The following is a 22,666-nucleotide window of genomic DNA, read 5'->3' as shown; positions in this document are numbered from 1 at the left end:
GGCCTGCCTTCACGGGTTGGTCCTGCCTTCACGGATCGGTGGGTTCGGGCCGACGGGCGGCAGGTAGCCGGCCCCGGCGGCCCAGGTGAGCGCGGCCGACCACCAGCGCGGGGTCGGCGCGGTGAAGCGCACCCCCAGCCGGTCGAGCACCCCGGTGGTGTACGTGCTGTCCACCAGGACGCGCCGCTCCTCCTGCGCCGCCCAGGCGCCGGCCACCCGGGCGGCCGTCGGGTGGTGCCGCTCGGCCCGGGCTAGGGCGGCCGCGAAGCCCTCCTCGTCGGTGAGCCGCACGGGGTGGCCGTGTCCGGCCAGCCACCCCACCAGCTCGTCGTGCGGGACGGCGTGCGGCGACTCCACGTGGTACGCCCCGGGCGCGGCGTACGGGTCGAGGGCGATCGCGGCGATCCCGGCGGCCACCGTGTCCACGTGGGAGAACGCGAAGGCGGTGTCCGGCCGGCTCGGCGCGGCGCCCGCCAGCAGGTAGCCGCGGATCAGCTGGTAGATCCGGTTGTCGCCGCCGTTGGCCTGGAACGCGCCGGTCCGGCTGTGCGCCGCGATGTGGCCGCTGCGGTGCAGGTAGGCGGTGTGGCCGCGGGCGGCCCAGGCCCGGACGGCCTGCTCGGCCCGGTACTTGGTCCGCTCGTACGGGGTGCGGAAGTGCTGGCCGATCTCCAGGTCCGCCTCGCCGAAGCGGCGCGGCGGGCCGTCCACGCCGCCGGAGACGGCGAGCGTGGAGACGTGGTGGACCCGGGCGTCCGGGGTGTGTTCGCCGACCCAGTCGAGCAGCCGGCGCACCGCCGTGTGGTTGGTGCGCTCCAGTTCGTCGGGCGAGGCCACCAGCCGGACGTCCGCCGCGGCGTGCACCACCAGCCGGGCGCCCCGGGCGAGGTCCAGCCCGGCCGGGGAGAGGCCGAGGCCGTCCCGGTCGATGTCCCCGGCGAGCGCCCGGACGGGGCGGACCGCACCGGCCGGACCGCCGCCCAGCCGGCGCAGCGCCTCGGCGTCGTCGGTGGCCCGGACCAGGCAGGTGACCTCGGCGCCACGGAGCAGGAACGCCTCCAGCAGGTGCCGGCCGAGGTAGCCGGTGGCGCCGGTGAGCAGCACCCGGGCGGGTTCGCGCACCGTCGCCCGGACGGTCGGGGCCGTCGGGGCGACGCCGCTGTGCAGCAGTTGCCCCGAGGTGGACATCGGTGCCCGGACCGGCCGCCCGGCGTCCGCCGCCCCTGCCTCGGCCGCCACGGTCCGGGCGAACCGGCCGGTGATCCGCTCGGCGGCCGCGTCCGCCGGCCCCGGCCGGCCGTACACCAGGTCGGCCACCAGCCGCCGTTCCACCACCCTTGCGGTGAGCCGCAGTTCGTACAGCGGGTCGCCCCCGGCACAGCGGGCCGCCCCGGCCTGCTCGGCGGCGACGCTCCAGTCCAGCGCGGGCTCCTCGGGCAGCCGGAAGGTGCCGAGGAAGTTGAAGCCGACGGCGGGCCGCTGGCCCGGCACTTCCTCGATCTCCTCCTCCGGCGCGGCGGTTCCACCAGGCGGTGCCACCGCCGCCGCCCAGGCGTAGAAGTCCGCCGTCGGCGGCAGGTCGGCCGGCTTGCGGTCGAGCACCGCCCGGTAGGCGTGCGCCAGGTCGTCCAGAATGATCCGCCAGGACAGCCCGTCGACCACCAGGTGGTGCGCGATCAGCGCGAGCCGGTCATCGGTGCCGGGCGGGCCGGAGAAGAGGTGGACCCGGAGCAGCCGGGCGGCCGACGGGTCGAGGCTGCGGTGGAGTTCGGTGCAGACTCCGGCGACGGTGTCGGCGATCTCCCCGGCCGCGCGCGGGATCCGGGAGTGGGAGACCGGGTCGAGGGCGGCCACCGGACGGGGCTCGCCGCAGCCCTCCGGGGAGATCGGCCTGCGCAGCGCCGGATGCCGTTCCAGCACGGCAGCGACGGCCGCCGAGAGCACCTCCGGGTCGACGTCGGCGCCGCAGCGCAGCAGCACCGACTGGTTCCAGTGCCGCACCTCCCGGAGCGGCAGCTGACGGTACAACCACCGCTGCGCCGGGGCGAGTCGCCCGGTCCCGGAGCCGCCGCGCGGCGCCGGTGCGGAGGGCGCGGCGGGGACGGCGGCCGCCGCCAGGCCCTCCGCCGTCGGGTGCCGGTAGAAGTCCTCGTAGGCGACCCGCAGGCCCGAGCGCCGCAGGAGGGCGATGGTGCGCATGGCGAGGATGGAGTCCCCGCCGAGGCTCAGCACGTCGGTGCGCGGCCCGACCGCGGGCAGGCCGAGCGCGGCCGCCCAGAACCGGGCGATCTCCCCGGCCGGGCCGCTCCCGGCGGCACCGTCCGAGTCGGCCCGGGCCTCGACCAGTTCGGCCGCCAGCTCGGCCAGCCGCGTCCGGTCGAGCTTGCCGTTCGGCCCGACCGGGAACCGCGGCAGCACCAGGATCGGCCGCGGCACGGAGTAGCCGGGCAGCCGGTCCCGCAGGTACGCCGCGAGGTCCTCGACCCCGCCGGATCCGTCCACCAGCCGGACCACGCCGATCAGTTGGTTGCCGAGTCCGTCCGCCCGCAGCAGCGCCGCCGAGCGGGCCACACCCGGGTGGCCGTCCATCGCCCGTTCGACCTCGGCGAGGTCCACCCGGTAGCCGCGGACCTTCACCTGGCGGTCCACCCGGCCCAGGAAGACCAGGTTCCCGTCCGCCCGTCTGCGGCACAGGTCACCGGTGCGGTAGACCGGCCGGCCGTCATGGCGGACGAAACAGCGGGCGGTCTCGTCCGGCCGGCCGAAGTACCCGGGGGTCACGCCCCGGCCGCCGACGAGCAGTTCGCCGACCTCGCCGTCCGGCACCGCCCGGCCCTCGCCGTCCACCACCGTCAGCAGCACCTCGCCGATCCCGGTGCCGATCGGTACGGTCGCCTCCTCGGCGGGCAGTTGGCTCACGGAGGTGACCGGCAGGCAGGTGGCGCCGACAGTGGTCTCGGTCGGGCCGTAGTGGTTGACGAGCCGCTCGGTGGTGCCGCCGTCGAGCAGGGCGGCGGCGAGCGGGCGCGGCAGCGGCTCGCCGCCGAGCAGCACGGTGCGCAGTGGCGGAGAACCGGCCGGGCGGCCCTCCAGCAGGGCGGTCAGGTGCGAGGGGGTGGTCTTCAGCACGTCCACCCGGGCGCGGCGCAGCGAGGCCCAGAAGGCCTGCGGGTCGCGCACCTCGTGGTCCGGGACGAGGTGCACCGAGCCGCCGGTGGCCAGGGCGAGCAGCCAGGCGGTGTGGCCGAGGTCGGCGGCCAGGGTGGTGACGTGCGCGGCGCACGGCGCGTCGGCCTCGGTCAGGTCGAGCCGCCCGGCCAGCGCGCAGGCGTAGTGCACGGCGTTGGCGTGGGTGACGGCCACCGCCTTGGGTTCGCCGCTCGATCCGGAGGTGAAGGAGAGGTAGGCGAGGTCCTCGCCCCGCACCTCGCCCTCCACCGCCGGCAGGTCCGATGGCGCCGACGGCTCCGGCAGCACCGACGGGTCCGGCGGCGCGGCGAGGTCGACCGGCTCTCCGCCGAGGCCCTCCTCGGTGGCCAGCACCCGGGCCACCTCGACGGCGGCCAGCCGCCGGGCCAGGTCGGCCGCCGACCAGTCCGGATCGGCCAGCACGGCCGCGGCGCCCGAGCGCAGTACCCCGTACAGCAGCACCAGCATCCGGGCGTCCCGGGGGCCGACCAGGGCGACGCGGTCTCCCCGGCCGGTGCCGGCGGCGGCCAGCCGGGCGGCGATCCGGCCGGCCGCGGCATCGACCGCGCGGTAGTCGAAGGTGCGGACGCCGTCGCCCAGGGCGGGCCGGTCGGGGTGGGTCCGGGCGAGGTGCGCGAGCAGGTCGGGCAGCGAGCGGGCACCGCGAGCGAGGTCCACCGGGGAAGCGGGGGCGGCCTCGTGCGCGACGTCTGCCGAAGGAGCGGAGTCGGCGGACGGCGCGCACCGGAAGCGCCGGGTCGCGGAGGTCACGCCGACCCACCCCTCGTCCGGCCCGACCGGGCAGGCCCGGCGGCCACCAGGGGGTCGCCCGCCAGGTAGCCGTCCAGCCCGGCCCGCTCGGGCAGCCGTCCGCTCAACTCCCAGGCCAGCATGCGGTGCAGGCCGTCGACGTGGATCAGGCCCGAACGGACCTCCAGGCCCCCGTAATCGGAGTGGTCGATCGGGGCGGTGCTGAGGAAGACGGGCGTGAAGGGGGCCTCCCCCAGCAGCCGCAGCTTCGCCGCGCAGACCGGGTTGGCGACGGCCCAGGCGGCCCCGCCGGCGCGGATCCGCCCGGCCGCCTCGGCGACCGTCAGCCCGGAGCGCGGTACCAGTTCGAGTTTCCCGCCCTCGCTGAGGTGCCAGGGCAGCACGACGTCCAGGACGTCCGCGCGGGTGAGCCGGATCCGCCACCAGCCGCCGGGGATGCGGTCGGCGCGTTCGAGGCTCTCCTCGCCGTACATGTTGCTGTTCGCCTCGTGGTCCCGCTCCACCGGGTGGTCCCGCAGGTAGGCGTCGTGGACCTCGGGGTAGGCGACGGCGGTGACGATCTCCACGGCAGTGCTCCTCAGACGGTTCCGGTGTGCTCGGTGCCGGTACGCTCGGCGCCGACGTGCCCTGCCTCGGCGTACTCCGCGCCGGAGACAGCCGTGCCGGCGTACCCCGTGCCGGCGTACTCGGTGAAGTGCCGCTCCGCGAACAGCTCCGGCCACTGGCCGTCGGCCAGGTCCAGTTCGCGGGCCCGGGCGAGCATCTGCCGCCAGTACGGCTTCACCGGGCGCCAGCGCGCGCCCACCTGGCAGTACGAGGCGTCGACGAAGTACCGGGGCCGGCCCGGCCCGGCGGGCGCCGGTCTGCGGGTGTGGAACAGCGCCGAGTTGAGCAGCACCGTCGAGCCGGGCGGCAGCCGGTCGATGAGCACCTCGCCGGGCAGTTCCGCGGTGCCGTGGTGGGCGAAGGCGGTCTTGCCGGCGACGCGCAGGTGCGAGCCGGGCAGCACGGCCAGGCCGCCGACCTTCTCGTCCAGTCCGCCGAGGTAGTGCAGCGCGTGGACCATCAGCAGCGACGGGTCCGAGCGGTCGTTCGGCTCGCAGTCGTGGTGCCAGGGCTTGCCCGGGACCCCTGGGTCCTGGCGGTCGCTGTGCAGGTGGTGGAAGACGAAGTCCGGCCCGAGCAGACGGGTCAGGGCGCGCATCAGCGGCGGGTGGGTGAGGAGTTGGCCGTGGGCGGGCAGTTCCAGTTCCAGCAGCGGCGGCGGCCCGAGGCGCGCCGGTTCGGCGCACGCGGCGATCGACCGGGCGCGTAGGCCCTCGTCGACCCACCGGTCGACCTCGGGGGCGAGCCGTTCGCGCAGCGCCTCCGGCAGCAGGCCGGGCAGCACGAGGTAGCCGGACTCCAGGAACTGGCGGCGGTGCTCGGTGTCGAGGGCCTCACGCCCTCCGGGGAACATCGTCACCGACCCGACCCCCTCCTTCCGTTCGGCGGGGCACACGAGGGGACTCGGCGCGGCGGGTCCTGGTGCCGCGCGGTTCGGCACAGCGGGTCCCGACGCCGCGGGATTCGGCACTGCGGGTCCTGGCGCCGTGGGGGCTTGGCGCCACAGGAGGTGGCACGAGCAAGGAGGCACACGGGGGTCATCCAGACCTCGGGTGGCGGCGGAGCGTCCGTCACGGGCGCCGCGACCGCCACGGCTGAATCGCGATCACCACGAAGAGACATGCGTTGATCACGCAAGGTAGTCCGTCCCAGGAGTATGAACCTGCCCTCGCGCCCACGACAAGGCCATGCCAACTCGTGGACACCTTCCCGCCACCATGCGGTTCAGCTCCGGCCACCACTCGACTTCCGCCCCACCGGCACCGACGGGCCGCTCCCGCCCCGGTGATTCGCCGCAGGAACAGCGGATGCGGCACAGTGAGGTCATGAGTGCGGGAACCAGGAGCCACCGAACGGCCGGACCGGCCAGGCGCCGTCCGGTCCAGCAGCGCAGTCAGGAGCGGTACGGCCGCATCCTGGACGCCTGCGCCGGGCTGCTGGACGAGGTCGGGGCGACCGCGCTCACCACCAAGGAGGTCGCCCAGCGCGCCCAGGTGCCGATCGGCACCCTCTACCAGTTCTTCGCCGGCAAGGAGGACCTGCTGGCGGCACTCGCCACCCGCAACCTCGACCACTACCTCCAGCGACTGGACGCCCGGCTGGCCACCGCCGCACCGGTCGGCCCCGCCCTGTTCACCGACCTCGCGGTGGAGGAGTTCGTGGCGATGAAGCGCTCGGTGCCGGGCTTCGGCCGGCTGGACTTCGGCCTGGCAGGCGGCCCGGTCGTCCCGCGCGGCGTCCGGGACGAACGGCACCTGCTGGACGCGGGCGTGGACAACAACACGGCCGTCGCCCTGCGGCTCCAGGCGCTCGGCGGCGAGCTGTTCCGCTCCGGCGATCCGGCGGCCACCACGCTGACCCTGCGGGTGGCCCTGGAGGCGGCCGACGCGGTGCTCAAACTGGCCTTCCGGGAGGCCCCGGACGGCGATCCGGCGCTGATCGCCGAGTGCAAGCGGTTGGTGCGCGGCTACCTCGCGCAACAACCCTCCGCCCGCTGACGCCCGGCCCCGCGGCCCTGCCCGGCCCGCCCGCCCCGCCCGCCCGAGGCGTTGCGAGCCCGGCGCGCCCGCAGCACAGTGGATAGCGGGAACGGCCGTGGAGGCGGCCGGCACGCACGACCGGAGGAGCAGACCATGCACGCAGCGGTAGGCGACCAGCTCCACATCCACAGCAGGTCGGTGGGCATGGTGGACCAGAAGGGCGAGATCGTCGAGGTGCGCGGCGCCGACGGCGGGCCGCCGTACGTGGTCCGCTTCGAGGACGGCCACGAAGGTCTGATCTACCCCGGCCCCGACTGCAACGTCGAACAGCGCCAGGCGGAACGCTGACGGACACCCCCGCCGCCCCGCGTCGCGGGCACGCGCGGCGGTGAGGAGCGGTGTCCGCCCCCACCACCCCGCTGCCCGGGGCGCTCGCCGGGCTCGCGCCACTGCTGGACCACTACGGGTACCTGGCGGTGGCGCTGCTCGTGCTGCTCGACAACTGCGGCATCCCGGTGCCCGGGCAGACCGTCCTGGTGCTGGCTTCCGTCTACGCGGGCACCGGACACCTGGACTTCGCCGCCGTGCTGCTGATCGCGGCTGGCACCGCCGCCCTGGGCAACACCCTCGGCTACCTGATCGGCCGCACCGGCGGGCGCGCCTTCGTCCACCGCTGGGGCCGCTACGTGCTGCTCACCCCGGCCCGGATGGAGCGCGCGGACGGCTTCTTCGCCCGGCACGGCGGCAAGGTGGTCACGGTCGCCCGCTTCGTGGACGGGCTGCGCCAGTACAACGGGATCATCGCCGGGACCACGGAGATGCCCTGGCGCCGGTTCCTGCCGTACAACCTGCTCGGCGCGGTGCTGTGGACGGCGGTCTGGGGCACCTTCGGCTACGTCGCCGGGGCCAACATCGGCACGGTGTACCACACCGCGCTGCGCTACCAGGTCTGGTTCGCGATCGGGCTGGGGGCGCTGGTCGCGGCCTTCCTGCTCCGCCAGGTGCTGCGCTACCGGCGCCGGCGCCCCACGGACGCCGACGCCTCCGGGGAGCCCGACTAGGCCGTGTCCCATGATTCGCGTCGGATCAGCGCGCGGCGTCGCGCGCCCGGCGGGAATCATGAGACACGGCCTAGCGCAGCGGGAACACCTCGAACGGCACCGCGAAGCGCGTCCCCAGCCGGCTGCCCGCGCTCCGGCCGAAGCCCTCCAGGAACTCCCGCGGCTGCGCCATCGCCCCGCCGAGCCCGGCCAGGTACGCCTTGTGCTCCGCCAGCGAGGCGACGCCCCGGTCGAAGTGCCCGGTGGTGTCCACCGCGTGCCCGGCATCCGGCGAGGCCACCGCCCAGATCTGCCGCACGCCGTTCCACGGCTCGTGGCCCTCGGCGAGCAGTTCGCGGAACACCCAGCGGTTCCCGGCGTCCCGGACGCCGTCCAGGGTGGCCCGGCCGACCGCGATGTGGTCGGCCTGGTTGAGCAGCACCCCGCCGTAGGTGTCCCGGAAGTTGCTGGTGATCACGATGTCCGGCCGGTGTCCGCGCACCGCCCGGGCGATGTCCCGGCGCAGCGGCAGCCCGTACTCCAGCACGCCGTCCGGGTGGCCGAGGAACTCGACGGTGTCCACGCCGACCACCCGCGCGGAGGCGATCTGCTCGGCCTCGCGCAGCGGGCCGCACTCCTCGGGGGCCAGCGCGTCGATGCCCGCCTCGCCGCTGGTGGCCATCACGTAGACGACCTTCTTGCCCTGGGAGGTCCAGCGGGCGACGGCCGCGGCCCCGCCGTACTCCATGTCGTCGGGGTGGGCGACGACCACCAGCGCGCTCTGCCAGTCCTCGTCCACGGGCTCGAAGGGCGCGGGGGCCTGCTCGGTGGTCATGACGCTCGTTCCTCTCGGTGCGGCTCACGGACGTACGGACGTGCCCGGCCACCGGACCGGGATCCGGCCGCCGACCAGGAACCTACCCCGCGTCGGACGGCGTCCAGGGGTCACGACCCGCGACCGGCCCGCCCGCCATCTGGACGGGCGGCGCGAAGGTCCCGACGGGAGGCTGACGAGGAAACCCGCCCGGTACCTCGCGACGGGGGTGCGCGAGGTACCGGGCGGGCGGAACGGAGGTGTCAGACCGCGTCGGCGGCGAGGCCGGGTTCCGCCGGGGCGGCGCCGGGCTCCTGGCGGGGCCAGCTGATCCGGGTGGCGCACAGGGAGACGACGGCCGCCGAGGCGGCGACGGCGGCCATGCCCCAGAGCAGGCTGGTGGCGCCGGCGATGAAGCCGATCACGGCGGGGCCGGCCAGCAGGCCGGTGGTGCCCATGGCCGCGACCAGGGAGAGCGCGTCGGCGCCCTGCCGGGCGGCGGCGACGTAGACGCACGGGGTCACCGCCGCCACGCCGAGACCGACGCAGGCGAAGCCGAGCAGGGTCGGGACGACGCCGCCGACCGCCAGGGCGAGGGCGAGTCCGAGGCCGGCCAGCAGGCTGCCGGTGCGCACGATCCGCCCGTCGCCGAAGCGGGTGCGCCAGCCGTCCGCGAAGATCCGGGCGCAGACCATCATCACCGAGACCACCGCGATGCCCATCGGGGCCAGCCCGGCGCCCGCGTGCACGTAGTCCTTGAGGTAGAGCGCCGACCAGTCGTTCATGGCGCCCTCGGTGACGGTGCCGAAGACCATCGCCAGGCCCATCCAGAGGGTCGCGACGGTCGGCAGCACGAAGCCCCGGCTCCGCTTCTTCTCCTCCGGTGCGGCGGCCTCCGGTGCGGCGGCCTCGGCCGGGTCGTCCGCCAGCAGCGCCGGCCGGGCGGCCAGGACCAGCACCGCGAGCAGCGCGGCGGCCAGCCCGAAGTGCACCGCCAGGGTGCCGGTGAGGGAGGTGACGCCCGAGGCCAGCAGCGCGGCGAGCAGCGAGCCGGCGCTGAAGGTGGCGTGCAGCCGGGACATCGTGGTCCGCTCGAAGCGGGCCTCCAGCGCCGCGCCCTGGGCGTTCATCGCGACGTTCAGGGCGCCGACCGCGGCGCCGTCGAGGAACAGCACCAGCAGCGTCGACGGGTAGTTCGGCACCACCGACAGCGCGAGCAGGATCACGCCGAGGACGAGCGCGGAGAGCACCGAGAGCAGGCGGGAGCCGAGCCGCCGCATCAGCACCGCGACCAGGGGGAAGGACACCGCCGCGCCGATTCCGCAGGTCATCAGCAGCAGCCCGATCTGGGCCTCGCCCAGGTCGAGCCGCGCCTTGAGCGCGGGCACCCGGGACACCCAGGTCGCGTACTGGAATCCGAGGACGAAGAACAGGGCGCCGATGGCCACTTGGGACCGGCGGAAGTCGTCGCGAACGGGGGACATCGGTATCAGCCCACTTCGGCTCTGGGGTGCGGCCCGGTGACCGGGCCGGTGGAGTGCGGCAGCGGCCGGACCGGGACGGGGTCCAGCGGCATCGCCATGTAGACCGCCCGGGTGCCGTAGCTCTCGGGCAGGTCGATCTCGGGCCGGGCCCGGTAGCCCAGCGCGGTCCACAGCACGTGCGAACCGCGGACGGCGACCAGCGAGGCGGTCCGGTAGCCGGCCGTGCGGGCGGTCTCCTCCAGGTGCCGCAGCAGCCGATGGGACAGTCCCCGGCCGCGCAGCTCCTCGGCGATCACGACGTCGTGCGCGTGCATGTTGGTGGGTCGTTCCCCGGTGCCGTCGCGGTCCTCGCCGCGGCTGAGGTCCGGGCAGGCGAACAGCGGGTACGGCAGGGCGAGCAGGTAGCCGCCGACGCCGCCCTCGTGCTCCAGGACGAAGCAGGTGTCCGGCGAGGCCGCGTGCCGGGAGCGGAGCGCCTCGCGGCCCTCGGACAGGCCACTGGCGGCGTAGGCGCGCTCCTCCAGCGCGACCACGCCGTCCCAGTCCTCCTCCCGGAGCAGCCGGATGCGCGGGCCGGCCGGGGCCTCGGCGTCGAGGCCGGTCCGGGTGCCGATGGCGGTCATTCGGTGCCTCCGTGCCGGGCCGAGCCGCCGCCGCCACCGATGCAGGTGTACGGCAGCGGCTCGAAGCCGTTGAACCCGCGGGTGGCGTAGGCCGTGGCGTACGCGCCGCAGGAGTGGATCCAGACCGGGTCGCCGGAGCCGACCGCGCGCGGGACGCGCACCAGGCCGTCCTCCTGGGCGTACGCGTCGTCGCTGTCGCAGGTCGGGCCGGCCACCACGGCGTTGACGAACTGGCCGCCGGGGTGGGTGGGGAACTCCAGCCGGTACTGCAACTGGTCCATCTCGTACAGGCCGTTGAACTTGCCGCAGCTGAGGTAGAGCCAGCTCTCCCGGGTGCCGTCGAGGCGGCCGCGGGAGGTGAGCCGGGAGACCTGCGCGCGGATCGCGCCGTGGTCGGCGACCAGGTGGCGGCCGGGCTCCAGCAGGAACTCCAGCGGCCCGGCGTTGACGGCGCGCAGCCGCTCCATGCCCTCGCGGATCACCGTGAACATCTTGTCCAGCGGCGGGTCGAGCGGGCGCCCGTGCCGGTCGAGGACGCCGAGGGCGGGCAGGCCGCCGCCGAGGTTGATCCGGGTCGGCGTGATGCCGCGCCAGTTGAGCGCCTCCAGCACGGCGGCCAGCGACTCCACCGCGCCGCCCCAGGCCTCGGCGGTCATCTGCTGGGAGCCGACGTGCACCGAGAGGCCGGACGGGACGAGCCCTGCGGTACGGGCTTCGTCGAGCACCCGCAGCGCGTCCTCGGGCGAGCAGCCGAACTTGTGGCTCAGGCCCCACAGCGCGCCCTCGCCGGTGGTCGCGACCCGGCAGAACACCCGGGCGCCGGGGGCGTGTTCGGCGATCGCCGCGACGTCCTCCACGCTGTCGGTGGCGAAGTCCCGCACGCCCAGCCGGTAGGCCTCGGCGATGTTGCGGTCGGACTTGATGGTGTTGCCGTAGTGGATCAGCTCGGGGGCGACGCCGGTGCGCAGCGCCTGGGCGATCTCCTGGGGGCTGGCCGCGTCGAAGCCGGAGCCGAGTGCGGCGAGGTGGTCCATCACCTCGTCCACCGGGCAGGCCTTCATCGCGAACCGGACGGCCACGCCGGGAAGTTCGGCGCACAGGGCGGCGTACTGGCGGCCGATGCCGTCGAGGTCGTAGATGATCCGGTCGTCGGTGGCGGCGGCGAGGGCGGCGCGCAGCGCGGCGCGGTCGCGCTCGTCGGGGCGGAAGGTCCCGGACGGGGGCGGCGCGTCGGTGTGTACCGCGGAGACGGCCGGGATGCGGTGTGCGGTCCGGGAGGCGGTCCGGTCGGCAGCCTTGGCGGTGGCCTGCTTGGCGGCCTGCGTGGCGACCCGTACGGCGCTCTGGCCGGTCTGGCTGGTCTGGCTGGTCTGGCTGGTCTGGCGTATCACGTGGATCTCCCCGTCCGGCTGGCGTGGCGGCCGGAGACCGCGGTGGCCTTGCTCGCCCGCACCAGCGGGCCCCACGCGTCGATCAGCGCCGCGAAGTCCTCGATGTCCGCCTGCGCCTCGTCGAGCAGGCGCGCCCGCAAGGGCGCCAAGTGGTCGGCGAACTCGGCGTACTTCCCGCCGAGCTTCCGGTAGCAGCGGTCGAGTTCGGCGAGCCTGCGGTGGTTCTCCGCACGGTCCGTCGCGGCGCTGCGACGGGCGGAGTCGGCGATCGCCTCGGGGCGGACGTGGTGGAACTCGTCCAGCAGGGCGCCGCCGGCGGCCTCCATCTCGGAGTAGACCGGGTAGAGGTAGAGCATGGAGAGCAGGAACTTGGCGTAGCGCAGCTGGTACGCGGTGAAGCCGGCCTCGGTGCGCCGGTCCGGAGTGTGGTAGTTGACGATGTGGCGGTTGTGGGTGACGCCCGGCAGGGTCGCGTCGCGCACCAGGTGGTGCAGGAAGTAGTCGCTGCCGATGGTGTCGGTGGCGGGCGGCAGCGGCACCCGTTCGTACACCTCGTGGTCGAGGCCGATGTTGCACATGTCGATGCGCCAGATGTCGGGCAGGTCGAGCACGGCGCGGTCGGTGGTGAACGGTTCGGTGCCGCCGCCGGTGAAGGAGTCGGCGACCAGTTCGCGCTTCTCCTGCTCGCTCGCGCCGGTGTCCGCCCAGAGCGCGACCACGTCGTGGTAGACCTCGGGGTCGAGGTCGCGGATCCCGCCGAGGTCGACGGAGAGTTCGCCGACGAAGGAGGCGCCGACCAGGGCGACGGTCTTGTCCGCGTGCTCCGGGTCCAGGCTGTTCTCGGTGACGGCGGCGGCCGCCTCGGCGGCCTTCAGGCCGAGCGTGGCGAGCTCGTGCTCGATCGGGAACACCGGCTCCCCGTCGAGCAGTTGGTAGCGGCTGTCGGAGTCGCGGCGGTGCACCGAGTCGCAGCCGAGCGCGGCGGCCAGCAGGAACGCCCGGTTGGTGCAGGCGCCGTAGGAGACGGCGTCGGGCAGCATCAGGTCCATGAGGCGGTCCGGGCCGGCCGCGCCGGAGCGCTCGATCGCCTCACGCAGGAAGGCCCGTTGGGCGTCCTCGTCCAGGTGGTGGACGATCACGCCCTCGACGGCCGGCAGGGCGGCGAGGGTCTCGGCGTGCCGGGCGCGGGTCGCGCGGTCGGCGGAGTCCAGCACCAGCAGGTGCACCCGGACGCCGAACCGTCGTGCGGCGTAAGCGGCTTCGGCGCCGATCGCGGTGAGGGTGTCCGCGCACTCGCGGTTGGTGGGCAGGGTCAGGCAGACGTCACGCATTCCCGCTCCCCCGTGGTGTCCCGGCCGTCCGTCTCCGGCTCCTCGTACGGCTTGCCGGTCCAGGACCGCAGGCCGAGCAGCTTCTCCCCCAGCTCGGTGAGTTCGGCGGTGCCGTAGCGCAGCGCCTCGGGCCGGTCGGCGTCGCCGACCAGGGTGCGGTTCCAGTCCGGGGTGCCGAGTGTGCGCCAGGACTCCACCCGGGAGCGGCGCAGCTTCTCGGACTCCTCCAGCGCGGGCATCATCGACAGGTACTGCACCGCGCGCACCCCGTTCTCGGAGGTGTTGCGCTCCACGCCGTGGGCGAGCAGGCCGTTCCAGATCAGCAGGTCGCCGGCCTTCAGCTCGGGCCGCACGACGGGGAACTCCTCGCGGTCGACGTCGGGGCGGATCGGGTCGCGGTCGGCCGGCTGGGCGGCCTGCCAGGTGTTGAAGCGGCGGAACAGCTCCGGGTCACACTGGAAGCCGCCGTGGTCGTCGGCGGTGTCGTTGAGCGCGATGATGCCCTGGACGCGCTGCGGCAGCATGCCCTGGGTGGTGTCGACGTCCCAGTGCAGTTCGATGTCGAAGCCGCGGTCGGTGGACTCGATCAGCGCGCGGTCGCGGTTGCGGACGTTCGGCGGGTTGAGGTTGAGCCGGTCGAGGGTGACCCAGAGTTCCTCGCAGTCCCACACGTCCACGAAGGCGTCGTAGACGCGCTGTGACTGGCGGCTGTCCCAGAGGAGCTGGTGGTGGTAGGCCTCGACGAAGCCGTAGATGTGCAGGTGCCGGTCGAGTTCGTCGCGGTACTCGCGCTCCTGGTACCAGTCCTCGGGGCGGTCCGGCGACAGGCCCTGGAACTCCCAGGCGAAGTCGAGCAGTCGGCGCGCGGCCTCGGCCGGGATCGCCTGCTTCACGACCACGTAGCCGTAGGTCTGCCAGAACGCGTAGTCCTCCTCGGAGAGGACGCGCAGCGGGTGCTTCTTGCGGATTTCGCGCAGCGCGGTCCGGGCGAGGTAGCTCTCGGTGTCCGCGCTGAAGTAGGGGCGTTCCGACGCGGCCCGGTACAGGTACTCCCCGGCGGGCGCGTCGGGGTGTTCGGCAGGGCTCGACATGGGCAGTCACTCCGTGGTTCGTGGTCGACGCGGTGGTTCGTCACGCGCTCGTGCGGGCACGGCGAGTCGACGGCCGGTCACCGGCCGCAACAGGGATTCGAGCGCGGACCGAAGGTCCGTCCGCATACGCTCCTTCTCGCTCCGGCCGGCGGGCGCGGAACAGCGCACGTCAGGGGGCCAACTCGCCCGCCCGACAAGGGCCCTCACCCCGCATCAGCCTTTGCCGAACCGCGCTCCCCATACGTTGGACTAGACCAACTAATGGTGTCAACCCTTTCCGACGGGTTGCCGATTGGGAAATCAGCGCAGCTCACAACGCCAATCGACGTTCGCTTTATGTTTCGGAGACTGACATAAGCGGGGGTATGTTTCCGGAATTGACATAATCCCGGAACGGTGAACCGCCCCCGCCCGCCGTACGTTGGGCCTATGGCACGTGAGTCGACGGCTCCTCCCTGGCTGACCGAGGGCCTGCGGCCCCGGGCCGCACCGATCCCCTGGGCCGCGGTCGTCCGCGCCTCCGTGGCGCTCGCGGCCCCGCTCGCGGTGGGCACCGCCACCGGCCGGCCCGGCTACGGCGCGCTGGTGTCGATGGGCGCGCTGTCCGGAGTCATCGGGGACACCGCCGACGCGTACCGGATGCGGGTGTTCACCATCGCCGTCCCCCAACTGTTCGGCGCCCTCGGGATGCTGTGCGGCACCCTGGTCTTCGGCACCGGCTGGACGGCGGTGGCGACGGTCACCGCCGTCGCGCTGGTCTCCGGCATGATCTCCTCGATCGGCGCGGTCGCCTCCGTCTCCGGGCTGCTCCTGCTGCTCAACGCGGTGGTCGGGGCCGGTCTGCCGCTGCCCTCCCCCTGGTGGCTGCCGCCCGCCCTGCTGCTGCTCGGCGGACTGGTGGTCCTCGCCCTGACCCTGCTCGCCTGGCCACTGAGGGTGGGCGTCCCCGAACGGGCCGTGGTCGCCGGCACCTACCGGTCGGTCGCGGGACTGCTGGAGGCCGCCGGCGCCGCCGAGTACGACGCCCGCCGCCGCGAGCTCACCCAGTCGCTCAACCAGTCCTACGACCTGCTGCTCGCCCGCCGGGCCCGCCGGCACGGCCGCTCGCCCACCCTGGCGCGGCTGCTCGCCCAGCTCAACGCGGCGGTCCCGGTGGTCGAGGCGACCGCGGCGGCCCACCTGCGCCCGCCCGAGTACGGGCCGCTGCCCGCCGAGTACCCGGCCGCCGTCCACGCGCTCGCCGACGCCGTCGAACGGGGCCGCACCGGCGCGCCCCCACCACTCGACCTGCCGGTCCCCGCCGGCCCGTCCACCCGCGCGCTGGTCCAGGCGATCGAGCACGCCGCCACCGTCGCGTACGAGGCCGAGCCCGACCCGTACGCCACCGCCGACCGGCTCGGCCGCCCCGCCGGGATCGAGGTCCGGGCCCGGAGGGCGGCCCGGGCACTGCTGCTGTCCGGGACGTCCTGGCGGTACGGGCTGCGGCTGGCCCTGTGCATCGGCCTGGCGCAGGTGCTGGTCTCGGTGATCGCGGTGCCCCGCTCGTACTGGGTGGCGCTGACCGTGACCTTCGTGATGAAGCCCGACTTCGGCTCGGTGTTCTCCCGCGCGGTGCTGCGCGCGCTCGGCACCGCCGCCGGGCTGCTGATCGCCATGCCGGTGCTGGCCGAGGTGCCGCACGGCTGGTGGGACGTCCCGGTGATGGCGGCGCTGGCCACCCTGATCCCCGCGCTGTCCGCCAAGGGGTACGCCTTCCAGACCGCGGCCATCACCCCGGTGATCCTGCTGCTCTCCGACCTGCTCAACCACCAGGGCTTCCACCTGGTGCTGCCCCGGCTCTACGACTCGCTGATCGGCTGCGGCATCTCGCTGCTGGCCGGGTACCTGCTGTGGCCGGAGTCCTGGCGCACCCGGGTCCTGGACCGCCTCGCCGACGCCGTCCAGGACACCGCCTCGTACGTGTCGCTGGCCTTCACCACCGCGCCCGGACGGGACGAACCGGCCCGCGCCCGGTACCGCCGGCGGCTCTACCGGGACCTGTCCGCCGTGCGCAGCGAGTTCCAGCGGGCGCTCACCGAGCCGCCGCCGGTCGGCGCCCGGGCCCAGGCCTGGTGGCCGGTGGTGATCGCGGTCGAGCGGATCGTGGACGCCACCACCGCCACCCGGGTCCGGATCGAGCACGGCGCGCCGGTGCCGGCCCCCGCCGAGGTCGCCGTCGTCACCCGGGAGCTCGCCGATCTGGCCGAGGCGCTGCGCACCGGTGAGCCGCTGCCGCAGGCGGCGCCGGACATCCTGGCGCCGCACTGCGCGCTGGCCCGGCTGCACCACGAGGTGCACGCGGCCCGGGCGGTGGTGGCCCCGGCGCCCTGAGCCCCCTCACCACGGCCCCGGTTCGGCCGGCCCCGGTTCGGCTCACCACGGCCCCGGCTCCGGCTCTCGACGGCACCCTCGGCGCCGACGCCGACCGCCGGCCCCTCAGTCCTGGATCCGCCGCCAGGGCCGCTCGGCCTCCAGCGCGAAGGCCAGCTCCAGCAGCAGCCGCTCCTGCCCGTGCGCGGCCGACAGGTGCACCCCCACCGGAAGTCCGCCGGACGCCGAGCCCGCCGGCAGCGCGATGCCCGGGCCGCCGGTCACGTTGTTGACCGGGGTGAACGCGACGTAGCGGGTCAGCCGGTCCAGCAGCTCGTCGAAGTCCACGTTCGGGCTCAGGTGCCCGATCGGCGGGGTGGTGTGGGCGAGCACCGGGGAGAGGATCACGTCGTGGCGGTGGAAGATCCGCGCGTACACGCCCTCGGCCCGGCGCAGCCGCCGCAGCACAGCGGGCGTCCGCGCGAACTCGGCCCGGAAGCGGTGGCGCAGCCCGGTGGTCAGGCCGTCCAGCTTCCCGGCCCGGAAGCCCGGGTCGAGCAGCAGCCGTCCGGTGGCCGCGATGGCCCAGGCGATGTACCCCCAGTAGGCGAGGAAGTCCCGGGAGAACTCCTCGCCGAACGGCAGCGTGGTGGGCTCGACCCGGTGGCCCATCGCCTCCAGCCGGGCGGCGGTCTCCTCGACCACCCGCCGGGTCGGCCCGTCGGTCTCGGCGACCGGCGAGTCCACCACCAGGCCGATCCGCAGCCGCCGGCTCCCCGGCCCCTCGACCAGGCCGAGCGGCGGCAGCGCGGGATTGGCGCGGTGCCGCTCGGCGGCGGCGAAGAAGGCGGCGGTGTCGCGCACCGAACGGGTCAGCACGCCGTCGGTGACCAGGTCGATCGGCAGTTTGCCGCCCTGCGCGTTGCCCACCAGCCGGCCCCGGGTGGGCTTGAGTCCGACCAGGCCGCAGCAGGCCGCCGGGATGCGGATCGAGCCGCCGCCGTCGTTGGCGTGGGCGATCGGCACCACCCCGGAGGCCACCAGGGCCGCCGCGCCGCCCGAGGAGGCGCCGGCCGAGTGCGAGGGCCGCCACGGGTTGCGCACCGGCCGGGCGGTGGCGAACTCGGTGGAGGCGTTGAGCCCGAACTCGGGCAGTCGGGTCTTGCCGAGCACCGCCAGGCCGGTGGCGAGGAACTGGTCGGCGAAGGGCGCGGTGCGCCGGGCGGGGCGGGCGCGGTAGGACTCGCTGCCCATGGCGGTCGGCAGGCCGCGCAGGTCCACGTTGTCCTTGAGGTAGCTCGGCACGCCCCAGAGCGGTCCGCCGATGCCCTCCCGGCTGATCCGCGGCCTGTCGTACGAGGCGTGGGCGACGGGCAGCAGGGTGCCGTCCACCCGCGCGGCCCGGTCGACGGCCGCGGCGACCAGCTCCCGGGGGTTGACCTCACCGGCCCGGACGAGCGCGGCCAGCGCCACCGCGTCGTGAGTGCCCAGCGCGTCGTCGGCGAAGGCGTGGACCCGCTCGTCGGTCATCCGAATCCCCCATTCCCTGCCGGGCGTTCCAACGCCCGGCGATCGCACCGGCCGGTCGTACCTGCCCACTTCTACCGACCGGTAATCTCACCCGGCCCCGCGTGCGGGACCCGCCCCGGGGCCGTGGCGACGCCGGCGGCTCCCTCACCCCGCCCGGGCGCGCGGCCAGTGGTCCCGCGCCCCCGCGTTCACACCGTCCGCCGGTCCGCGGTCGTTTCGCCGTACGCGGCCGGGAAAGATCACGTCTCGTTCGCGGACCGCCCAGGTCCTCCCACCCGAACCAAGGTGACGCCCGTGCCCGCCCCCTTCTCCCCGATCACCCGGTTCACCGCGGCCACCGCCCCCGGCGCCCTCCCCCTGCTCGGCCACGCCGCCGCGCTGCTGCACCACCCGCACGCCTTCGTCGCCGGCCTGCCCGCCCACGGCGACCTCGTCCGGCTGCGGCTCGGCCCGCTGCGCGCGTACGTGGTCTGCCACCCCGAGCTGGTCCGCCGGCTGCTCTCCGACGACCGCGCCTTCGACAAGGGCGGGCCCCTGCTCGACAAGGCCCGCGAGGTCTTCGGCAACGGCCTCGCCACCTGCCCGGCCGCCGACCACCGGCGCCAGCGCCGCATGCTGCAACCCGCCTTCCACCGCGACCGGCTGCCCGGCTACGCCGCGCTGATGGCCGAGGAGATCGCCGCCGCCACCGCGCCCTGGCACGACGGCGACGTGATCGACGTCCCCGCCGCGATGTACCGCCTGACCACCGCCGTCACCGCCCGCTGCCTGTTCGCCGCGCACGAGCGGGCCGACTCGCCGCCGGTGCACGAGAGCATGGACGTCGTCACCCGCGGCGTCGGCCGGCGCCTGCTGCTGCCGCTGCCCGGCGCCGACCGCCTCCCCACCCCCGGCAACCTCCGCTTCCGGCGCGCCCGGCGGGACCTGCGGGAGATCACCGGACGGCTGATCGCCGACTACCGGGCCGCCGGCACCGACCACCGGGACCTGCTCTCCACCCTGCTGGAGGCGCGCGACGAGAACGGGCGCGGCCTGTCCGACGCCGAGGTCCACGAACAGGTGGTCACCTTCCTGCTGGCCGGCATGGAGACCACCGCGGCCACCCTCTCCTGGGCCTGGACGCTGCTCGCCGCCAACCCGGCCGTCCGCGAGCGGCTGCACGCCGAACTCGACACCGTGCTGGACGGCCGCCCCGCCCGCCACGAGGACCTGCCCGCCCTGCCGCTCACCGCCCGGATCGTCAGCGAGACCCTGCGGCTCTACCCGCCGCCGTGGATCCTCGGCCGCACCGCCACCGCCGACACCGAACTCGGCGGCCACCGCGTCCCGGCCGGCACCACCCTGCTGTACAGCCCGTACCTGCTGCACCGCCGGGCCGACCTGTTCCCCCGCCCCCACCGCTTCGACCCCGACCGCTGGCTCACCACCGCCCGCCCGTCCCCCGGCACCTACGCGCCCTTCGGCCTCGGTGCCCGCCGCTGCATCGGCGACGCCTTCGGCACCACCGAGGCCGTCCTCGCCGTCGCCACCATCGCCGCCCGCTGGACCATCGCCCCCACCCCCGGCCGGCCGGTCCGCCCCACCCGCAGCTCCTCGCTGTCCCCCCGGCCCTTCAGCGCGACCCTGGCCCGCCGGGTCCGCTGACCGGGCTCCGGCCGGTCCCGGGCGACCGGGCTTCGGTACTGTCCCCGCGTGGCCGGCCGTACGGGCGCCGGCCGGACCCACGCCTCTCGACCGGGACGTCACCAGACCATGAACGCTCGAACCCCCGCGGGGCTCCTGACCGGGCCGCTCCGCGCCGTCCGGACGTATCCGCGCCGCTCACCGCTGACCTTCGGCTACGTCGTCCTGCTCCTGATCGGGCACGTCTGGGTGGAGAACCTGCTCACCGCCGACCGGGCGGACGCCCTCCGCGACCACATCAGCACCAACCTCGACAACCTGCACGACCACCCGGTCACCGCCCTGTTCGGCAGCGCGCTGCTCTTCGACGGCACCCTCACGGAGATCCTCACCACCGGCTTCGGCGGCACCCTGATCACCCTGGGCCTCGGTGTCTGCTGCTGCCTCGCCTGGACGGAACGCCGCTTCGGCAGCCTGCGCGCCGCCGCCGTCTTCCTCGGCGGGCACGTCCTCGCCACCCTGCTCACCGCCGTGGTCATCCTGCTCGCCCTGCGCCAGGGCTGGTACCCGCAGAGCGTGCGCCAGGCCTCGGACTACGGCATCAGCTACGGCGCCCAGACCGTGCTCGCCCTCGCCACCCTCGCCCTGCCCCGCTGGGCCCGGCTGCCCTGGGCCGCCTTCGTGGTCGGCTGGCCGCTCTCCGGCGGCGGCGAACGGCCCGGCCCGCTCCCGGACTTCACCACGGTCGGCCACCTCCTCGCCGCCGCCCTCGGCTTCGCCCTGGCCGCCGCCGTGGCCGTCACCGCCTCGCGCCGCCGACGGGCCGGCGCCCGGGCCGAACGCGTCAGCGAGGCGGTCGCCGGTCGTCGGCGATGACGGTGAGCAGCCGCTCGATGTTCTCCAGCCGGCGCCGCAGGTCCTCGACGTCGCGGCGGGAGGCGTTCTGCTCGCCCTCCTTGAGCTCGACCAGCAGCTGTCCGTCCGGCTCCAGCCGGGCCCGGGCCACCTCGTCGAGGCCGTCGCCGCTCTGCATCCGGATGGCGTGCTCCAGCTCGGACGGCCGCAGCGCCAGCTCGTGCAGCGCGCCGGGCACCAGCGCGCCGTCCTTCACCACGGTGGTGGCGCCGCCCTCCAGGATCCGGGCGGCCCTCGGGTCCCGCGCCAGCAGACGGGTGATGCCGGCGTTCACCGCGACCAGGGTGGCCGCCCCGATCGCGCCGCCGAGCAGGCTGTTGTCATTGCCGATGATCGCGTTCTGCACCACGTTCGACAGGAGGAAGATCACCACCATGTCGAAGGTGTTCAGCCCGGCCAGCCCGCGCTTCCCGGCGAGCCGGAAGAGGACCAGGATCAGGACGTAGACGGCGACCGTGCGGAGGATCTTCTCCACGATCGGAATCTGAACGGCCATCAGGTCGTGCCACACTGCCCCGCTCCTCCCGTCCGGACTGCAAGGAACGGGGCAGACGCTACGCCAGGGTCACCGCTTCGGCCTGCCGCGCCGGGCCGCCGGCTTCGGCTTCTGCCCGCCGGCCTTCGCGCCCCCGGTCCTGGCGCCCTTCGCCCCTCCGCCCTTCGCCCCGCCCGGCTTCTGCCCGCCGCCGCGCTGCTGCGCCTTGCGCGGGGCCTCCCCCTTCTTCGGCTGCGCCTCGGGCGCCGCCTGCCCGGCCCCGCGCCCGCGCGAGCTGTTGACCGTACGGCCGCGGACGATCCCGATGAACTCCTCCACCAGGTCCGTGGTCCGCTCCTGCGGCCAGGACAGCGCCACCTGGGACTGCGGCGCCCGCGCCACCGGCCGGTAGGTGAGGTCCCGGCGGTGGTGCAGCCGGGCCAGCGACTGCGGCACCAGGAGCACGCCGACGTTCGCCGCCACCAGCTCGATCGCGTCCGCCGTGCTGTCCGGGCGCGCGACGGCCGGGCGCCCGGGCAGGGTGTCGGCGGTGAAGCCGAGGGTGTCGTCGAGCGGGTGGAAGACCACCTCATCGGCGAGGTCCTCCAGCGTGGCCTCCTCGGCGGCGGCCAGCCAGTGGTCCTTGGGGAAGACCACCACGGTCGTCTCGGCGTAGAGCGGGATCGCGCTCAGCACGTCCTTGTCGACGGGCAGCCGGACCAGCCCGGCGTCCGCGCCGCCCTCGCGCAGCGTGCGCTCGCCGTCGCCGACCGGCACCGCGAGGAGCTCCAGCGGCACGTCGGGGAGCCGCTCGCTCCAGACCCGGACCCATTTGCCGGGGGTCACGCCCGGGACGTACACGAGCCGGAAGGACGGGTTCACCTGCATGTCTGTCACAGGGCAAGGCTACCGACCGTGACCGGAAGCGCCCGCGCACTCCCTTACCCTTGTCACCATGACATCGCTCAAGCAGAAGACCAGCCAGACCATGAAGCCGGCCACGGCGGCCAAGAAGCTGGGGATCTACCTCGACGCCGCGCCGACCGACTTCCAGGAGGGCGTGGTCTCCCGCGAGGAGCTCAGCGCACTTCAGGCCGAGCCGCCGCAGTGGCTCCAGGACCTGCGGAAGGACGGCCCGCACCCGCGCCCGGTCGTCGCCGCGAAGCTCGGCATCTCGATCTCCGGCCTGGCCCGCGGCGGCGTGACCGAGGCGCTCACCAGCGAGCAGATCGAGGCGATCAAGGCCGAGAACCCGCTCTGGCTCCAGCACGAGCGCGCCAACCAGGTGGACGTGCGCAAGGAGACCGTCCGGATCAAGGAGAAGCACGAGCGGGAGGCCGCCGAGAAGGCCGCCAAGGAGGCGAAGGCCGCCCAGGCCCGCTGACCCGCCCCCACACCGTCCGGCACCCCGGCGCTCCCCCCGCGCCGTCCGCCGGACCCCGCGCGACGACGGTG

At 74.9% G+C, this 22,666-nt stretch carries 19 protein-coding genes; 7 read left to right on the top strand and 12 right to left on the bottom strand.

The annotated features are described in order from the left end of the window. Positions 1-9 precede the first annotated feature (9 nt). The 3 genes from ACFRMQ_RS05550 to ACFRMQ_RS05540 are packed head-to-tail and all read right to left on the bottom strand — an operon-like array spanning position 10 to position 5,419. Positions 10-3,960, bottom strand: a complete 3,951-nt coding sequence (locus ACFRMQ_RS05550) for an amino acid adenylation domain-containing protein (RefSeq protein ID WP_380727231.1) — start codon at positions 3,958-3,960, stop codon at positions 10-12. After that, the gene (locus tag ACFRMQ_RS05545; RefSeq protein WP_380727228.1) at positions 3,957-4,526 is read right to left on the bottom strand and encodes a DUF6309 family protein; all 570 of its coding nucleotides are present in this window, start codon (positions 4,524-4,526) and stop codon (positions 3,957-3,959) included. The genes ACFRMQ_RS05550 and ACFRMQ_RS05545 overlap by 4 nt, the downstream gene beginning before the upstream one ends. Positions 4,527-4,537: 11 nt before the next feature. Then, positions 4,538-5,419, bottom strand: coding sequence for a phytanoyl-CoA dioxygenase family protein (locus ACFRMQ_RS05540; RefSeq protein ID WP_380727278.1), 882 nt, complete (start codon positions 5,417-5,419; stop codon positions 4,538-4,540). A gap of 472 nt (positions 5,420-5,891) precedes the next feature. On the opposite strand from ACFRMQ_RS05540, the gene ACFRMQ_RS05535 reads away from it, so the two are divergent. The 3 genes from ACFRMQ_RS05535 (at position 5,892) to ACFRMQ_RS05525 (ending at position 7,606) form a co-directional block, all read left to right on the top strand. Next, complete coding sequence (locus tag ACFRMQ_RS05535) at positions 5,892-6,563, top strand: TetR family transcriptional regulator (RefSeq protein WP_380727226.1); 672 nt, start codon at positions 5,892-5,894, stop codon at positions 6,561-6,563. A gap of 135 nt (positions 6,564-6,698) precedes the next feature. Next, complete coding sequence (locus ACFRMQ_RS05530) at positions 6,699-6,893, top strand: DUF1918 domain-containing protein (protein WP_380727224.1); 195 nt, start codon at positions 6,699-6,701, stop codon at positions 6,891-6,893. A gap of 50 nt (positions 6,894-6,943) precedes the next feature. Then, entirely contained in the window at positions 6,944-7,606 is a 663-nt protein-coding gene (locus ACFRMQ_RS05525; protein WP_380727222.1) for a DedA family protein, read from the top strand. Positions 7,607-7,676: 70 nt separating this feature from the next. On the opposite strand, the gene ACFRMQ_RS05520 is transcribed toward ACFRMQ_RS05525, so the two are convergent. The 6 genes from ACFRMQ_RS05520 to ACFRMQ_RS05495 all read right to left on the bottom strand — a co-directional run bounded on the left by ACFRMQ_RS05520 (position 7,677) and on the right by ACFRMQ_RS05495 (position 14,319). Then, complete coding sequence (locus tag ACFRMQ_RS05520; RefSeq protein ID WP_380727220.1) at positions 7,677-8,420, bottom strand: PIG-L deacetylase family protein; 744 nt, start codon at positions 8,418-8,420, stop codon at positions 7,677-7,679. Between the two features lie 242 nt (positions 8,421-8,662). After that, entirely contained in the window at positions 8,663-9,883 is a 1,221-nt protein-coding gene (locus ACFRMQ_RS05515) for an MFS transporter (protein WP_380727218.1), read from the bottom strand. A gap of 5 nt (positions 9,884-9,888) precedes the next feature. Further along, complete coding sequence (locus tag ACFRMQ_RS05510) at positions 9,889-10,506, bottom strand: GNAT family N-acetyltransferase (protein ID WP_380727216.1); 618 nt, start codon at positions 10,504-10,506, stop codon at positions 9,889-9,891. Beyond that, a complete protein-coding gene (locus ACFRMQ_RS05505; protein ID WP_380727276.1) occupies positions 10,503-11,684 on the bottom strand; it encodes a type III PLP-dependent enzyme in 1,182 nt (393 codons plus the stop codon). Before ACFRMQ_RS05505 ends, ACFRMQ_RS05510 begins: the two co-directional genes overlap by 4 nt. 209 nt (positions 11,685-11,893) lie before the next feature. Next, positions 11,894-13,228, bottom strand: coding sequence for a DUF6271 family protein (locus tag ACFRMQ_RS05500; RefSeq protein WP_380727214.1), 1,335 nt, complete (start codon positions 13,226-13,228; stop codon positions 11,894-11,896). Next, positions 13,210-14,319, bottom strand: coding sequence for a phytanoyl-CoA dioxygenase family protein (locus ACFRMQ_RS05495; RefSeq protein WP_380727212.1), 1,110 nt, complete (start codon positions 14,317-14,319; stop codon positions 13,210-13,212). The genes ACFRMQ_RS05500 and ACFRMQ_RS05495 overlap by 19 nt, the downstream gene beginning before the upstream one ends. 429 nt (positions 14,320-14,748) lie before the next feature. Here ACFRMQ_RS05495 and ACFRMQ_RS05490 point away from each other — a divergent pair, with 429 nt between their 5' ends. Next, positions 14,749-16,689 carry an FUSC family protein gene (locus ACFRMQ_RS05490; protein WP_380727210.1) on the top strand — a complete coding sequence of 647 codons (1,941 nt, stop codon included), beginning with the start codon at positions 14,749-14,751 and terminating at the stop codon, positions 16,687-16,689. Between the two features lie 105 nt (positions 16,690-16,794). On the opposite strand, the gene ACFRMQ_RS05485 is transcribed toward ACFRMQ_RS05490, so the two are convergent. After that, entirely contained in the window at positions 16,795-18,198 is a 1,404-nt protein-coding gene (locus ACFRMQ_RS05485; RefSeq protein ID WP_380727208.1) for an amidase, read from the bottom strand. Between the two features lie 294 nt (positions 18,199-18,492). Between ACFRMQ_RS05485 and ACFRMQ_RS05480 the strand changes: the two genes are divergently transcribed. Together ACFRMQ_RS05480 and ACFRMQ_RS05475 are read left to right on the top strand one after the other, a co-directional pair. After that, on the top strand, positions 18,493-19,842 hold the full coding sequence (locus tag ACFRMQ_RS05480) for a cytochrome P450 (protein WP_380727206.1): 1,350 nt from the start codon (positions 18,493-18,495) through the stop codon (positions 19,840-19,842). A 108-nt stretch (positions 19,843-19,950) separates the two neighbouring features. Then, positions 19,951-20,697: a rhomboid-like protein gene (locus tag ACFRMQ_RS05475; RefSeq protein ID WP_380727204.1), complete on the top strand. Its 747-nt coding sequence runs from the start codon at positions 19,951-19,953 to the stop codon at positions 20,695-20,697. On the opposite strand, the gene ACFRMQ_RS05470 is transcribed toward ACFRMQ_RS05475, so the two are convergent. Further along, positions 20,666-21,211 carry a DUF421 domain-containing protein gene (locus ACFRMQ_RS05470; protein ID WP_380727202.1) on the bottom strand — a complete coding sequence of 182 codons (546 nt, stop codon included), beginning with the start codon at positions 21,209-21,211 and terminating at the stop codon, positions 20,666-20,668. The genes ACFRMQ_RS05475 and ACFRMQ_RS05470 overlap by 32 nt on opposite strands. Before the next feature lie 90 nt (positions 21,212-21,301). Beyond that, a complete protein-coding gene (locus ACFRMQ_RS05465) occupies positions 21,302-22,108 on the bottom strand; it encodes a LysR family substrate-binding domain-containing protein (protein ID WP_380727200.1) in 807 nt (268 codons plus the stop codon). A 58-nt stretch (positions 22,109-22,166) separates the two neighbouring features. Between ACFRMQ_RS05465 and ACFRMQ_RS05460 the strand changes: the two genes are divergently transcribed. Then, positions 22,167-22,595: a DUF5997 family protein gene (locus tag ACFRMQ_RS05460; RefSeq protein ID WP_380727198.1), complete on the top strand. Its 429-nt coding sequence runs from the start codon at positions 22,167-22,169 to the stop codon at positions 22,593-22,595. The last annotated feature ends 71 nt before the right edge of the window (positions 22,596-22,666 follow it).

The organism is Kitasatospora sp. NPDC056783, from assembly GCF_042789895.1.
GTDB lineage: Bacteria > Actinomycetota > Actinomycetes > Streptomycetales > Streptomycetaceae > Kitasatospora.
This window is presented reverse-complemented; position numbering and strand designations above follow the sequence as displayed.